Annotated in this window: 12 protein-coding genes; 2 read left to right on the top strand and 10 right to left on the bottom strand. The window is 49.6% G+C overall.

Features of this window, described 5'->3' with window-relative positions; all coding sequences use genetic code 11:
* Window positions 1-241: 241 nt before the first annotated feature.
* Complete coding sequence (locus L0Y31_RS01210; RefSeq protein ID WP_234735244.1) at window positions 242-2,314, bottom strand: tetratricopeptide repeat-containing sensor histidine kinase; 2,073 nt, start codon at window positions 2,312-2,314, stop codon at window positions 242-244.
* A 441-nt stretch (window positions 2,315-2,755) separates the two neighbouring features.
* Here L0Y31_RS01210 and L0Y31_RS01205 point away from each other — a divergent pair, with 441 nt between their 5' ends.
* The gene (locus tag L0Y31_RS01205) at window positions 2,756-4,441 is read left to right on the top strand and encodes a tetratricopeptide repeat-containing sensor histidine kinase (RefSeq protein ID WP_234735243.1); all 1,686 of its coding nucleotides are present in this window, start codon (window positions 2,756-2,758) and stop codon (window positions 4,439-4,441) included.
* A gap of 78 nt (window positions 4,442-4,519) precedes the next feature.
* On the opposite strand, the gene L0Y31_RS01200 is transcribed toward L0Y31_RS01205, so the two are convergent.
* The 3 genes from L0Y31_RS01200 to L0Y31_RS01190 form a co-directional block, all read right to left on the bottom strand.
* The gene (locus L0Y31_RS01200; protein WP_234735242.1) at window positions 4,520-5,062 is read right to left on the bottom strand and encodes a DUF4833 domain-containing protein; all 543 of its coding nucleotides are present in this window, start codon (window positions 5,060-5,062) and stop codon (window positions 4,520-4,522) included.
* A gap of 108 nt (window positions 5,063-5,170) precedes the next feature.
* On the bottom strand, window positions 5,171-6,160 hold the full coding sequence (locus L0Y31_RS01195; protein ID WP_234735241.1) for an NAD-dependent epimerase/dehydratase family protein: 990 nt from the start codon (window positions 6,158-6,160) through the stop codon (window positions 5,171-5,173).
* Window positions 6,157-6,951, bottom strand: a complete 795-nt coding sequence (locus L0Y31_RS01190; protein ID WP_234735240.1) for an SDR family NAD(P)-dependent oxidoreductase — start codon at window positions 6,949-6,951, stop codon at window positions 6,157-6,159. Before L0Y31_RS01190 ends, L0Y31_RS01195 begins: the two co-directional genes overlap by 4 nt.
* 173 nt (window positions 6,952-7,124) lie before the next feature.
* Between L0Y31_RS01190 and L0Y31_RS01185 the strand changes: the two genes are divergently transcribed.
* Window positions 7,125-7,631 (top strand): dihydrofolate reductase, encoded by a 507-nt coding sequence (locus L0Y31_RS01185; protein ID WP_234735239.1) that lies wholly within the window; start codon window positions 7,125-7,127, stop codon window positions 7,629-7,631.
* A gap of 17 nt (window positions 7,632-7,648) precedes the next feature.
* Here L0Y31_RS01185 and L0Y31_RS01180 read toward each other — a convergent pair whose 3' ends face one another.
* The 6 genes from L0Y31_RS01180 to L0Y31_RS01155 form a co-directional block, all read right to left on the bottom strand.
* Window positions 7,649-9,730 (bottom strand): BatA domain-containing protein, encoded by a 2,082-nt coding sequence (locus L0Y31_RS01180; RefSeq protein WP_234735238.1) that lies wholly within the window; start codon window positions 9,728-9,730, stop codon window positions 7,649-7,651.
* Window positions 9,731-9,801: 71 nt separating this feature from the next.
* On the bottom strand, window positions 9,802-11,439 hold the full coding sequence (locus L0Y31_RS01175; protein ID WP_234735237.1) for an FAD-dependent oxidoreductase: 1,638 nt from the start codon (window positions 11,437-11,439) through the stop codon (window positions 9,802-9,804).
* A gap of 6 nt (window positions 11,440-11,445) precedes the next feature.
* A complete protein-coding gene (locus L0Y31_RS01170; RefSeq protein ID WP_234735236.1) occupies window positions 11,446-12,993 on the bottom strand; it encodes a polyamine aminopropyltransferase in 1,548 nt (515 codons plus the stop codon).
* Window positions 12,986-13,201, bottom strand: a complete 216-nt coding sequence (locus L0Y31_RS01165) for a DUF350 domain-containing protein (protein ID WP_234735235.1) — start codon at window positions 13,199-13,201, stop codon at window positions 12,986-12,988. Before L0Y31_RS01165 ends, L0Y31_RS01170 begins: the two co-directional genes overlap by 8 nt.
* An 11-nt stretch (window positions 13,202-13,212) precedes the next feature.
* Entirely contained in the window at window positions 13,213-13,416 is a 204-nt protein-coding gene (locus tag L0Y31_RS01160; protein WP_234735234.1) for a hypothetical protein, read from the bottom strand.
* Window positions 13,417-13,442: 26 nt separating this feature from the next.
* The gene (locus tag L0Y31_RS01155) at window positions 13,443-14,732 is read right to left on the bottom strand and encodes a DUF4178 domain-containing protein (protein WP_234735233.1); all 1,290 of its coding nucleotides are present in this window, start codon (window positions 14,730-14,732) and stop codon (window positions 13,443-13,445) included.

Here is a 14,732-nt window from a genome sequence, read left to right as displayed (position 1 = left end):
CTTTGTCTTAGAATCTTGAACCTAAAAAGTCTGATTGTGAGTCAACAGAGAGATAGCCGAGTAATTGAGCTGCCAGTTCGAAGCAGCTACTGATAGCCCAATGACAAAGGCTGAACGAACAAGTGAATTAAAGTCTTTTCGTGAAAAGATTCTTAGAAATGTATGTGAATACCGGCTCTCCGGTGGTAGGAAGTCGCTTTTTGTAGGTCAATAACTTAAAAATCCCCGTATGTAATAGCGATCAGGCACTTTGTTGGAACGTGGATGGGATGTACAAACGGAATAGGGTTCCATCTTGCTTGATGAGTTCAAAATGAGCATCCAACTGTTCGCTCAAAGAGCTGATGAGCCGTTTGCCAAAGGAGGAACGCTGGCCTTTTTTCTGCCAGTCGGTTAGGGTGACGCCTGGCCCGTTGTCCTGAACTTCAAAAATAAAACCATTCTGGTTGCGCAGGCTGAGGCGTAAGTAAGGCCGTCGGTCACTGCTATAAGCGTATTTTAAAGCGTTGGTAATGAGTTCGTTCGCAATCAAACCTAGTGGCATGGCAATGTCTACGTCAATATCCTGCGAATCAACCTCAATGGATAAGTCAAAATCGTTTGTCGGGTACCCGTAAGCCTTCATCAGGCTATTAGCCAGATCAGACAGATAATCTTTAATATTTACTTTTTGCAAGCGATCCGTTTGGTAGAGCCGCTGGTGAATCAACGACATCGCTTCGACGCGCTGCTGACCGGCCCGCACGGCCTGAAGGGCTTTCTCGTCTTCTAGCCGATTGGATTGCAGCTTGAGCAAGCTCGAAATAATGGCTAGGTTGTTCTTAACCCGGTGATGTAACTCTTTCATCATCAGCGCCAGTTGTTCAGATTGCTGGCTTAGCTGGCGACTTGTACTCGTAATCAGTGCATTCTGGGCAGCAAGGCGGTGATTTGCCCGTCGAATAAACCGATACTGAAAAATCAGGACGCTCAGAAGAAGAGCCAGGAGCAATAATCCACCCGCCATGTACTGAATCTGACGAATGCGTAACTGGTTCTGTTGTCCTAGCTCCGAAATCTGGCGCACCCGTTTTTGCGTTTCGTATTTGGTCTGCAATTCTGCCAGCGCCTTGGTTTTTTCAACGTCGGCCCGGGCGCTGATTTGGGTAGTTCTCTCTTTTTCTTCCGCCTGAATAAAGGCAATTTCGCGGGCTTTTCTCGTCTCGAGACGAACAATCTCACGGGTTTTGGCTACCTCCATAGCCGCCGCAATCTTTGCCAATTCATTGGCTTTTTGAACCTCATAACGACCTTCCAACTGCGCAATAGCCTGTGTTTTTTCGAGCGTCATTAGCGAATCTTCAAGCTGTTTCTGCCGTACCAGATACTGATAGGCTTTATCATACTGACCCACACTGGCGTAAGTTCGGGCCAAAGTTCTGTAAACAGAGCAGGTGAGGGGAGCGTCTTTGCTGGCTTCTACCAGCGTGCGCGCCTTTTCGCCATACTGCAAGGCCAGCTCAGGCTGCTTCAGCTGACTATAGGAAGTAGTTAGGTTTCGGTAATTGTGGACGATGCTGGTTGTTCGCTGGAATTTAAGATTAAGGGCCAGCGCTTTGTTGAGGTAAGCAATCGCTTGTTCATATTGGCCCTGCTGGTTCAGATTTTTGCCCAAATTGTTGTAAATAACCGTGTATTCTTCTGGGCGTGCCTTTATCTTGTCATTGATGGCCAGCGCTTTAAGGAAGCATTCTTTGCCTCGTGCAAATTCATTTAAATCTTCGTAAATAATGCCCAAATTGATGTAGTTACCGACCAGTTGCTGGGGAATATTGTAGGCTTCATTAATGGCAATGGCTTGGCGGACGTACACGATTCCTTGTTCCAATTGCGCACGAACGCGCTGATTCTCGCCCATTGATTTGTAAAGCAGGGCCAGATTACTGTAAACTTTCGCGACCGAAGCGGGGCGTTTGCTTTTGGTGAAATACATCAAAGCAGATTGGTAATGCATGACTGCTTCGTCAAAAAGCCCCTGGCTTCGGCGTATGGAGCCACTGAGCGTGTTATAATCGCCTAAACCTACCAGATCATTACCTTTTCGGTAATAACGACGACTGGATTCCAGGTAAAAACGGGCAGAGTCAAGCTGGCTCAGTTTGTAAAACGCATTGGCAATGTCGTAATAGGTGTCTCCCCGAACCGTGTCAGGCATGTTCTGCCTCAAGCTCGTTTTTAAACTGTCAATCAGCCGATGCTGGGCTAGCGTTGGAAAGCACAAAGTCAATAAAATGGCTACTAGACAAACGCTTAGCTTTTGTTGAACTGTTATCATAGAGGAGGGAAAACGCGCTATAAAGTAACCAAATAAGGATAAGAATTAATAAAAACAAAACACTTGGTAACCTATACAGATCGTAGAAAAAGTATAGTGCTCTAACAGGGTTAGTCGGCCAGCTACAGGCACTGTAAAATGTAAATACACAGTAACAGGATATAGCTGATTGAGTGGATTTGGTGGGCTTATAGTAAGACAATTACGGGAATAGTAGTTGCTTAATGGTCAAGGCAATATAAGAAAATAAACTTGTGTATGACCAAATAATCCTGTAGTTTGATGGGCTTAATTGCCTGGTTATACTATTTTAAGTATATGAACGTGCGTTTCGAATACCTTTTTTTGCTGGTCGGAAGCCTTTGTTTATGGTCTGAAAAAGCAATCAGCCAAGCAAACTGGTTACCTGATTCTTTAAGAGCTGCGCCGGATTCTGTCAAGATGTGGACACTCCGGGAAATTGGGGATTCACTGGTGGAAAAAGGCCAGTTTACGGGCGCAAAAGAGGCTTATTCACAGGCGTTGTCCATGGCACAGGCAAAAGAAAGTCAGTTTGATATTGGCGTAGGCTACCGGTCAATGGGCTACTGGTTTCGGTCGGCAGGCGAATACGCACAGGCTATTTCGTGGTACCAGAAATCCCTGGCTACTTTCCAGAAAATTGACAATCAAAAGCAATACATCAGAACGTTGGCTTTGATCAGCGCCTGTTATGACCGCCTGAACAACGATAAACTAACACGTTACTACCTGGAGAAAGGGCTGGCCCTTGCGCAGAAATTAGGCGACAAGCAGTCATTGGCGGAGTTGTATGATAGTCTGGCTAACTTGGAAAGCCACCGTAAAGACTACCGGAAAGCTTTGGATTACAACCAGAAAGCGTCTGAAGCGTTCAAGGAAGGGGGAGATTGGCAATCCTATTACGGGGTGTTGTACAACGCCGCTATGATGCGTAAAAACATGGGTCAGTATGCCCGCTCGGAACAATTGTTCAAGCAGGTTCTGGCGTATACCAACCAGAATAATGATACCTATCTGGAGGGCTTTGTGAACATGAGCCTGCCTTACGCGCTGATTCCATTGAACAAACTGGATGAGGCCGAAGCATCTTGTAAGCAGGCCTTGGCCTGGGCGGAGCAAAATGGCCCGGAAAAACACGCCATGCTGGAAGAGATTAACGGGCACTTAAGCCAAATTTGGGAAAAGCGGGGCGACTTTCAAAAGGCTTTGTTTTTCTACAGACGTCAGGTAGCGAGCCATGATAGTACATTCAATACTGCTAAAAACCAGCAGCTTGCCGAAGTAGAAACGCGCTACCAAACCCGCGAAAAAGAAGAAAGTATCAAACAACTAGCCGCCGAAAATACGTCCAAAACTCACCAGATATGGGCCGGTGTAGGCGGGCTGGTTTTAATGACGCTTTTGCTGGCTGTGCTCGGAGGGCTTTACGTGAATGTTCGGAAAAGCCGCCAGAAAATCAAGCAGCAATCTGACCAGATGGGGTTGATGATGAAGGAATTACATCACCGGGTTAAGAACAACCTAGCCATTGTATCGAGCCTGCTTAAGCTGCAATCAAACCGTATCGACGATGAGAAAGCCCTTCAGGCCATGCGGGTTGGGCAGCAACGGGTCGAAGCGATGGCGCTGATTCACCAACGCCTCTACCAGACCGACCAGGTAACTACCGTTAACATGCGGGAATATTTGACGGATTTACTCCAAAGCCTAATGAATGCCTACGGTTATCGGGCCGATGAGTTTGATCTTGAATTAAAAGTTGAGCACTATCAGCTCGATGTAGACGTAGCGATGCCCATTGGATTGATCGTAAATGAGTTAGCTACAAATGCGTTCAAGTATGCCTACGGGGAGGGACAGCGGCCACTGCTGCGAATCGTTTTAGTAAATAGGCGCGGCGAAAAACCGGGCATTACGTTGGAGGTGCAGGATAACGGGCCCGGCATCGACATGAGCGACTGGCAGCGCCACGGAGAGCGGTCGTCCTTTGGCAAACGCCTGATTGCTTCGCTGAGTGAGCAGTTGGAAGGCCAGTTTAAGCTATACAAAGAAAATGGCACGCTCTTCCAATTGTACATTCCTGAGGTTCGTCTGCACAGCGCCTAGCTGCATGGCTAAGGCTATTCCCAACGTGTACCATCGCCTGGGCTGCCGGAAATAGCCTTAGCCATCTAACTTTCTACATTACAGAATAATGCGTTCGTAAACGCTTTGGCCATGCTCAGGGTCAACACCAAACATTTCGATGTATTGAACTCGGGGAATAAAACCGGACTGGGGAGCAAGCTGAACAAATATTTTTTGTAAACAGGCGTTGCGGCCATTGATGGTAGCCAGAGCCACCGGCTTTCCCTGCTGCGATACAATCTTGATCGAACGTTTGCGGAAGGCATTCAGGCAGATATCAAAATCGTTGGCCTGATTGGAGGTCTGGCTGTGTTTATAACCGTAGGCCATCCGCCATTGCATGGACGAGAGATCTTCGCGCTGTCCTTTTTCGGCGTACCGAATCCAGTAAACCTGTACCGGTTTAGTAGGGTCCAGCTTTTTGTTAGACAGCATATTAGCATCATAAATGACCGTGTTGGCGTCATTGCTTCGCTGGATATAAAATAAGCGGTTCGACGAAGCGGGTGGGGTAGGGAATGATTTTGCCCGGGCTTGTGCTGTTGATTGGTTATGCAATAAGAACCCAATTAAAAACGAAAGAAAGACGAGCGTTTTCATTGTTCATGTATCTGTTGTGTGATTTGAAATTAATAGACCTGCAACGCGTATTCAATCAGATAAAGACTAAATTGACGATAATCCTTACTGAACTGGACGAAATCAAAACTAAATGGGCTTAGTCGCACTAAACCAGTCGATTGCATCCTCAATGGCTTGCCTGACCGGAGACATGGGCATGGCCAGTTCGTTTCTGGCTTTTGCTCCGGAATAATAATTATCCTGCGTCATTAAAACGGCGTTGATGGAATTAAGCCGTAAGGGGCGACGAAGCACTCGTTCTCCAACGCTCCCCAAGTTTCCCACCGACCGAAGCACGCTCGCCGGAACGGGAAACAGTCTTTTTTTTCTACCGGACAATTCGGCTACCAGCGAAAAGAAACGATCATACGAAATATTCTCGTTTGCCAGTAAATAGCTGTTTCCGGTTTTACCCTGGCGAAGGGCGTTAACGGTTGCCCGGGCCGCATCCCGAACATCAATGAAACTTTTACCACCCGAGCCGGGATAAAAGACGTGCTTGCTCCGAAGCACATGCTGAATTATGGCGCCCGAACTCGGTTTTAAATCATACGGACCAAGCATAAAAGCCGGATTGACAATAACTGCGTTAAGTCCCGCATTCACCGCCTTCAAAACCAGTTGTTGCGCCTGGTATTTACTGGCGATATAGCCCGAATCCATCAGGTGAAAAGCGAAAGGGCTTTCCTCCGTAGCGGGCACTGCCAGACTGCCGGGCCGGAAAACGGCTGCCGTGCTCACATACACAAACCGCTCAATGCCCATCGCCTCCGCCGCTGCTAGCATAATTTCGGTACTGAGAATATTGGCTTCGTAGTAAGACGCCAAATCCGAAGGCGAAGGATCCGTTCGGGCGGCGGCATGAATCAGGGCCTGGCACCCGCGCAGGCTTTTCTGAACATCCGAAGCCGCGGCAATATTTCCTTTTACCCATTCAATTTCGCCAAACCACGGCAGGTTCGTATAGGCTTGCGGCAAGGAGCGATACAAGGCTTTTACCGCATACCCCTGTCGAAGCAATTCCCGGGCAATGTGCAGCCCAAGCAGTCCCGTGGCGCCTGTTAATAAGACTTTCATAAGGATAGAGCAACTTCCCGACGAATCATAAAAAGCATCAGCGGCTCACGAATTGACCAGGGAATCCAGCGGGTTGCCCAATAAGCGACTTTGTTGGCCCAACCCGGAATGATAACCCGTTTGCCCCGTGCAACCTGCTGCAAAGCAATCTGCGCGATAGTCTCCGTTGGGACGGTGCTGATCTGGCCGAGCCAACCGTGCTTGCGCAGCCGATCCAGGTTTTCGGTTGAGGTCGGCATGGGGCCAGGATGCAAAACACTTACCTGAACACCCCGATGGCTTAACTCAGCGCGTAGCCCCAGCGAAAAAGAATAAATAAACGCCTTGGAGGCCGGATAGACCGTTTTGTAGGGAAGCGGTGAAAAAGCAGCCATACTGGAGACGTTTAAAACATACGATTGCTGATTCTTCACCAAAAAAGGCAGCAGGAGCCGGGTGAGTAAAGCTGTGCCAATGACGTTCAACTGGATAATGCGCTCAAGCTGTTCCGTTTCTGCCTGCTCAAAAGGTTTTGAACCGCCAATGCCTGCGTTGTTGATCAGGTAATAAATAGTCAAGTTCTGGTTGCTTACCCACTCTACCAATGCCTCAATATTGGGCCGGAAGCGCAGATCGGTTTCGTACGAAAAAACCGATACATTGTAAACAAGCTTAATGTGTCGGGTCAATTCATCCAAACCTTCGTTGGGGAGCGCAACCAGAATCAGGTTTTCTCCTTGCCGGGCCAGTTCCAGAGCCATCGCCTTACCGAGGCCGGCACTGGCGCCGGTAATAAGAACGTACTTTTTCATGATTAAATAAGTATTGTTGTTTGCTGTTAGCTGACCCTATGACCGTTCGGATGCGGTTTACCCCTACGCAAAAAAATAATTACTTGAGTAAACGGCTATCTTTGCGGTTTTATATAGCAGATACGCGTGGAAGAGAACGCGCGTTGCAGTTCTAATTTTTAACCGATTGTAGAATGACTCTCTCGTTGATTGCTGCCGTTGCGGATAACGGCGTTATTGGTAAGGATAATGATCTGGTCTGGAAACTACCGGACGACTTTAAGTTCTTCAAACAAACCACCTCCGGGCATCCGATTCTGATGGGGCGGAAGACCTTCGAAGCGCTGGGGAAGCCGCTGCCTAACCGGACCAATATTGTGATTACCCGTAATACAGGTTTTCAAGCAGCAGGGTGCATCGTTGTCGATTCGCTGGAAAAAGCCGTAGAAGAAGGCCAAAAAACGGGCGCAGAAGAGATTTTCGTCATCGGAGGCGCTGAAATATACCGCCAGGCCTTGCCCATTGCCGACCTGCTTTATCTGACGGATGTAAAAGGAACCTTTGAGGGCGATACTTATTTCCCGGAGTACGACGCGATCCGAAGCGAAACCTCAGTCTGGAAAGAGCGCAGCCGAGTACCCCACACTGCCGACGAGCGCCATGCGGTTGCTTTTGACTTTGTAATTTGGGAAAGAAAGTAGGCTTCTTTCCCAAACTTTTAGCCTTTCATAAAGCGTATTACGGCGATTTCGGCCAGGAAGAAACCGAGTGCGGCGATGATAAAATATTTCCAGAGGTTGGTTCCCAGGTTTTGCGCGCGGAGTTCATCCACAAAACCGCCATCGTGAATGCTGTCAAAAACCTGAACGTTGGGTTGGCCCGCGAAGGCTTTGCGTAGTTCGGCAGGCGTATAAAACTCCATTGCCGACTCCCGATTCCCGTGGTTGAAAGCCAGTAATCGCTCAGTTTTGCCATTCAACTGAAGTTCGTAATACCCCGCCTCCATTTCCTGACCGGCACTGAGCTGGTTACTTTTTGGCAACTCAAACAAAAGCTGGTTACCATTGAGACGCTGAATGGGAATAATTTCCATTTTGTCCCTTTTTAGCTTATAAACGGCGTTCGGGCTGGCGTCTGTAACAGTTACTTCCAGCGCATTGTCGTCAAACGAATAGGCCGTTCGCTGGGCTTGTACACTTAGCGCCGCAATTTTGTACATAATCGGCACAAAGAGGGCGTGTTGAGGTACGGTCCCAAACTCGGGCTGCAAGGGTGTCCCAAACACATACACGTACCCCTGACGGCTTGCGGACCCGCCCAGCCGTGATTGCGTCAGGAGCGGAGTGCCATTCCGCAAGGTTAACAGGCGTTCACCAACCGCACGCCATTGCCAGACGGGGACGGCATCAGGTAGATTTAGCAAACTTTGCTGCTGCGTTTGCTCAAAAATATCCCGGAAAAACGGATTCTGATTGTTAGGGGCAGCCATGGGTTGCGCGGGAGGTAGGCTATTGGCCTGCACCTGTAAACCGCCAACGCCTAACGTAGTCAGAAATGACGACCAGGCAGCCGCATCGGGATTGGCCGACGGGAAAATGGCCAGGCTACCGCCCTGACGAACGAATCGTTCCAGTTCCGACCGTAACGCGCCGCTCAGCTGGGGCAAACCTTCCAGCACAACTAAATCAGCATTCTTGAATTGCCCGACGTCTACATTTTGCGCGTTGAAGCTCTGCCGAACAAATAAGCTGTCATTTCCGTAAACATTCTCAATGTAATTGGATGGGCTTTTTTGTTCGTATAAATGCAGAACCCGAATAGCCGGGGAAGCTTGCAAGACAAAATAAAATTCGTTGTCAAACGTGATCGGGTAGTCTTCAAAGGCAATGCGACCGCGCCGGAAACCTTTCTCCGTAACGTTAAAATTCATTGTTGCCGTAGCACTCCCTTTTGCAGGAATGGAAACCGAAGCGGTAGAAATCTGGGCCTGATCGACAAACAAACGAATCGGCAGCTTCTGAACGGACTCTTCGCCACTGTTGCGCACCCGAACGTTGAGCGTATTATTCTGAAGTTCGCGCACAAAAGGCGTACTGAGCCAGACCGAATCTACGTAAATATTTCGCGTGGGTTTGGCTTCCATCGGTACCATAAAAACCCGCTGGGCGGTATCAATTTTTAAGCGGCTGAGATCGCCAACGGTGCTTTTCTGAAAATCGGAGAACCAAAATAACTGACTTGTACCGGCTGAATTCCGGGTGGCCATCAGATTGACCTGACGGCGGTAAACATCCGCTAACGAACGGGGCGTATGCGCGAAGCGAACCGTTGTTACCCGGTCGCGAAGAGCCTCGGCGGTACCGACCGTCTGCTCCTGGGCACTGAAATCATTCGTTATCAACTGCAAAGAACTCGCATTCCGAAACAAAGTCAGTAGCTCGTCCAGTTTTCCAATGGCTACGTCCAGGTATCTTTTTTCATCTTCTTCGTTCTGCATGGAGTACGAATTGTCCAGATACAGACTCGTGAAGCCCTGCCGGGACAAGCCTAACGTGCTCTTGCTAGGAATAAAAGGCTGCGCGAACGCCAACACCAGACAGATAATGGCCAAGGCCCGGCAAGCCAGAATCAGCAGGTGCTTTAACCGTCGAAATGATTTCGTTTCGGTCTGTACCGTTTTGAGGAGTGAGACGTTGGTGAAAAAAATCCGGCGGGTCCGGCGAAGATTAAACAGGTGAATAGCTACCGGTACAGAAACCGCCAGTAAACCAAGCAGGAACGAAGGGTATAGGAAACTCATTCAGGTCGGGTCGTCTTTCTTACGTAACGATTGATGTGTGTTAGTTGTATCTAAAAATAAGAAGTTTTGGCTTAGTTCCGCAATATTTCTTCTGCTGCCCGAATTCCCTGGTAAAACGCTTCTTCAAAAATAGAGATGCCACTCAGGTCAGAATGAGCAAAAAAAACTTGATTATCAATGGACTTATTCAGCTGCTGCCGGCCCGGATCGGTAAGGAAACCGGGCGTCGGCGCAATCATGCCGTGCCCCCAAATCCATAGATCAGCCTGTGAAATCAGCGGGGTGACACCAGGATGGGCCATTTCCAATTCAGCCACGATGCGGCTTAACCAATCAGCGTAAGACGTGCGATAGGCGCGCTGGCGGGCCAGATTGGGCGCTTCGTCGGTGAGGGGCTGGTAAAAGGTAATTACTTTCTGACGCTCCTGCGTGAGGTGCTGGTGGTTGGCGGTAATGTAGCCCACGGATGAGCTGCCATACAGCACATTGTCCCAGCAGAGAGGCATGCCTTTTCCCTGCGGCAAACCGTTTACGGTCAGGTTGGCGACCACCCAGGGGGCGTACTGAAAGTTATTGGGTGGGCTATATCCGGCAACATTTTTAAGCAGCTGCCGATTGACAAACTGCGGTGTGGCCAGGATCACTTTTTTAGCCCGAATGCCTAGTGTTTGCTTTTTTTGAGGGTCGTAAAGCGATACCAGTACCGTTGAGGCTTCGGGCTTCACCGCAAAAACCAGCCGGTTGTTCTGGATCGGCGCTCTAGCCTGGCGACGCAGTTGATCGACCAGAAAACCATTGCCTTCCGGCCAGGTCAGCACGGCAGAAGCGTCGGCATTAGCGGCCTGGCCTTTTCGGGCGGCAAAGTAATGGATACCTGCCCAGGCCGACGTTTGCGCTAGATCGGACCCGTAGTCGTCCCGGCAAGCGTAGGACAGATACCAGCGCAGGTAAGACGAGGTAAAGCCGTTCGTACTTAAATAACGATCAAAAGAAAGCTGATCAAGTTGGCGGTAGGTTTCGTCCTGGGAGGATTCCCGCAGCGGAATGGCAAACGCATCTTTGCCGTCTTTGCCCCGCGCTTTTCGATGTGCATTCATCAAGTCGAAAAAGCGGGTAATCTGCTGCCGGTCCTCCTCAGGAACGCCCAACTCAGGCACTAACCCTTCCTGCCAATAGCCATTGATAAAAAGTCGCTCTTCGGGGTCGTGGCAAAGAAAATAGTCGTTGTAAATGGGTAACCCTTGCGTATCAAAACTCGTAATGGCTTTGCATTCGGTCAGAAAATCAATCAGTTCCCGGTTGCGTAGGTCGGGAATTGGCAAATAGTGCGCTCCCCATGGGTAAGCCGATAAGTCATTTTTGCCACTCGCGGAATTGCCTCCCGGCTGGTTGTCCATTTCCAGCAGCAAAACATCTTTGACCCCGTTTCGGTGTAGCCAGCGACGGGCCGACAAACCGGCAATACCACCCCCGATAATCAGAACGTTGGTTTCGTCAATTTGTGTTGGCGGCGGGAGCGTGTCCGGGTTGCGCAGCAGGTGACCAAGGGTATGATTCGCGCCTTTTATTTCTCCTTTGATGTGGGCCAGCGGGGAGTCGGAAGAACAGGAAACTAGCTCAGAAGCGGCCAGCAAAGCGGCTGCACCCAAACCTGCCTGCTGAATAAATTCGCGGCGGGAAAACTTGTCGGTAAATTTGTTAGGATCCATCACGCGTCAATGGCCATAAGGTCCCCAATCATCTTCAAAATAGCGCACCAGAGCCTGATTGTTCAACTTGTTAATGTCAGTAGGCACCTCAGCCATGTCGGGGGGGAAGTCCAGCATTTGCCGGATGGTTTGCGAGTTTATAAACCGGAGATTCGCCGGAAGCGGACCATCACCGCGCCAGTGCCCATTCCGCCCCGCCAGAATGAAGCCCCATTCGCCAAACGAAGGCACGTAAGCATGATATGGCAAGGTATGAAAACCTGTGGCCGCCAGCGTGTGCCGGATGCACCAGAACGACTGCCGCGCAATGTAAGGCGAAGTGGCCTGCACCACAATTCGACCATTTTCGTTCAACAGCTTGTGCAACTCCGTATAAAAAGAGGTACTGTATAATTTGCCAATCGAAAAGTTAGAAGGGTCCGGGAAGTCAATGACGATGCAATCATAACGAGCGGTATCCTGCCGAATGTACGTATAGGCGTCGGTGTTGATAACCTGCACTTTAGGCGACGATAACGAGCGATTATTCAGGTTGGTGAGCAAAGGGTTTTTCCGAAAAAGATCGGTCATGCCGGGATCAAGATCGACAAGCTTGATGCTTTTGATCTGGGGGTATTTCAGAATTTCGCGAACGGCCAGCCCATCGCCACCACCCAGAACGAGCACGCGCCGGGCGTGCGGAAGCGCCTGCATGGCCGGGTGTACCAGCGCTTCGTGATACCGATATTCGTCCGCCGAACTAAACTGAAGGTTGCCATTCAGAAAAAGCCGCAATTCCCGGCTGTTACGCGTGAGTACAATGCGTTGGTAGGACGTGCTTTTGCTGTAAATAACCTGATCCTGAAACGCCAGACTTTCCGTGAAGTTCATCAGGCGGTCGGCGTAAAGAAATCCGGCGAACAAAACCGCCAGCGAAACACCAATGATGGTCAAAAATGATTTACGAAAAGGCCGCGTTTCGGGAAAGGGGAAAAGAAGGAACGCCGCCACCCCAATGTTCAGCATACCAAAAAACAGCGACGTCCGAACCAGACCCAAATAAGGAACCAATACCAGCGGGAAGATCAGCGAAGCCAGCAAAGCGCCAATGTAATCGAACGTGAAAACGCGGGAAACCAGCTCTTTAAACGACAACTGATTTTCCAAAATCCGCATTAGCAACGGAATTTCTAGCCCCACCAAAATACCGGTCAGCGATACTAACGTGTAGAGAATCAGCCGAAACGAAGCGACGTATTCAAACAAAACAAAGAGAAGCGGCGCACTGAGTCCCCCGACAAGTCCCACCAAAATCTCGATGCGGACGAACCAGCGCAGCAAATTGCCGTCGAGGTATTTGGACAGCCAGGAGCCAATCCCCATCGAAAAGAGATAAACGCCGATGATGGTGGAAAACTGCGTAATGGAGTCGCCGAGCAGGTACGAAGCCAGCGTGCCAGCAATGAGTTCATAAATCAGGCCGCAGGTGGCAATCACAAAAACCGACAGCAGCAATAGCAGTTGACGACTGCTTGCTTTGTGTCTCTCGGTCCTGCGCAAATCCTGACTAACCATGAATGGCCGAACTTATGATGATTGCCAACGAGAGCATGAAAGCTCCGGCCAGAATAGCCAACGCAATGTTCTGTTTTTCAACGATCTCCTTCCATAAATTTTCGGGCGCTATTTTCTCAATAACCACAAAACTCGTGACTAGAACGACAACTCCCACCAGCGAGTAAATCAGCGAAGGGACAATGTATTGAAGCGAGGCGTAATCCATGATGCTAGGTATTATTTATGGTGAAAACCGGATGAACGATAACCCGAACGGCGGTAGCTGCTGTGGCCACCCTGGCCATACCCATTAATGTTTTCTCTACTTTCTTTGTCATCGCCCAGCAGCCGTGTGCCCGTCAGAGTTGCCCAGACAAAAACGCCGGAAAGAACCAGCAGGAAAGCAACGTAATATTTGATTTTAGCCAGGTCAGTAAGCATTCTAGAGGCCAATTTACGGTTTAGAATTAACTATTCGGTCCGAAATTACTATTCTGCCAGCGTTGGTAATTCTTATACTGGCTCCGCCAAAGTTGGTAAAGCGGATAAATAAGAATCGCAATCGCAAAAAGAACCAGATTCGAGGTCAGCGTGGTGTTTTCGGTAACAATAACCCGTATATGAACGGGCGTCGGCTTGTCCGTAGATGGGTATAAATTCAGGTGATAGCGTCCGCTCGGAATTCGGGACAAAAGGGCTACATCCTTGGTATTTCCTTCCGACCAGGACTCGCCGCTCTCGTAACCGCGGTAGTACTCCATGACTTTCGTTAATTCGTAGGTCTTGCCCGTTTTTTCGTTAATGAGGCTAATGGGAAGTTCCAGCCATTGGTTGTTGAGCGTCGCCGAGAACTGAAGCTTAAGCGCCGCGGGCCCGTCTACGTCAAACGGCGGAGAAACCAAGGCCGAACGAAGCGTGGAACTGGGCTGCGTTTTTTCCACCCGACTGGTAAAGCGGGCATCCAGGCATTTTCTGGCCGGCTTAACAAGAAAGCCCAGCGATTGAACCGCAACCATGAGAATGGCAACGGCAATAGTGACATTCCGAAGCGGTTTCCAGATTTCGTCAAAACCCGTGGGTTCAATGGCACCCACACCCACCGGCGTCGGCAACGCGTGATCCAACCCGAAAGCGGTGCTTATTTCCTGGGGTGTTTTGTATTCGGCTCGGTACCAGTTGGTTTCTGTGTTCCCTATTTCCTGAACGAGCATGCGGGGCGGTGCAATGTATTCGGAAACATGCAGGGCATCATCCTCCAGAATATTCCAGTCAAATTCGCCAACGGCGTAGACCGTTTTGGGCTGATACTGATGGTATAACGTATACGACTGGTCGTTGTCTATGGCTTTGTTATTCGCAGTTGAAAAGCGCTTTTCAGCGGGCTGAATCACCATCCAATGACCGTTATACTCAGATAATTGCCAGTAACCAGATCCCTCAACCAGCAGCATGTATTCGCTCCATTCGGCTGGGTCGGCCTGTTCAGCGCGCCGCATATAGCCCACCACCCGGACGGCTTTCCCGTGCACAATACCGGGCGTCCCGATTGGAATGAGCGGGGGCGTGTTCGTGGGTTCAAATTGCCGCAGTATTACGGGTGGACCCTCGTATTCATACTCGAAAAAAGCGTGACAAACGGGGCAACCGTAAAAAGAACTACCCTGAACGTCATAATAAGAAATCGACGTATGGCAACTGGGGCACTCTAATTGCTCCGGTGCGGGCGCATTAAGAAAAGGCTGAGCGATTTCCGCCAT

Origin of the sequence: Tellurirhabdus bombi, assembly GCF_021484805.1 — a bacterium.
Taxonomy (GTDB): Bacteria; Bacteroidota; Bacteroidia; order Cytophagales; family Spirosomataceae; genus Tellurirhabdus; species Tellurirhabdus bombi.
Note: the sequence above shows the minus strand (reverse complement) of the source record. Positions and strands in the feature narration are given on the sequence as shown.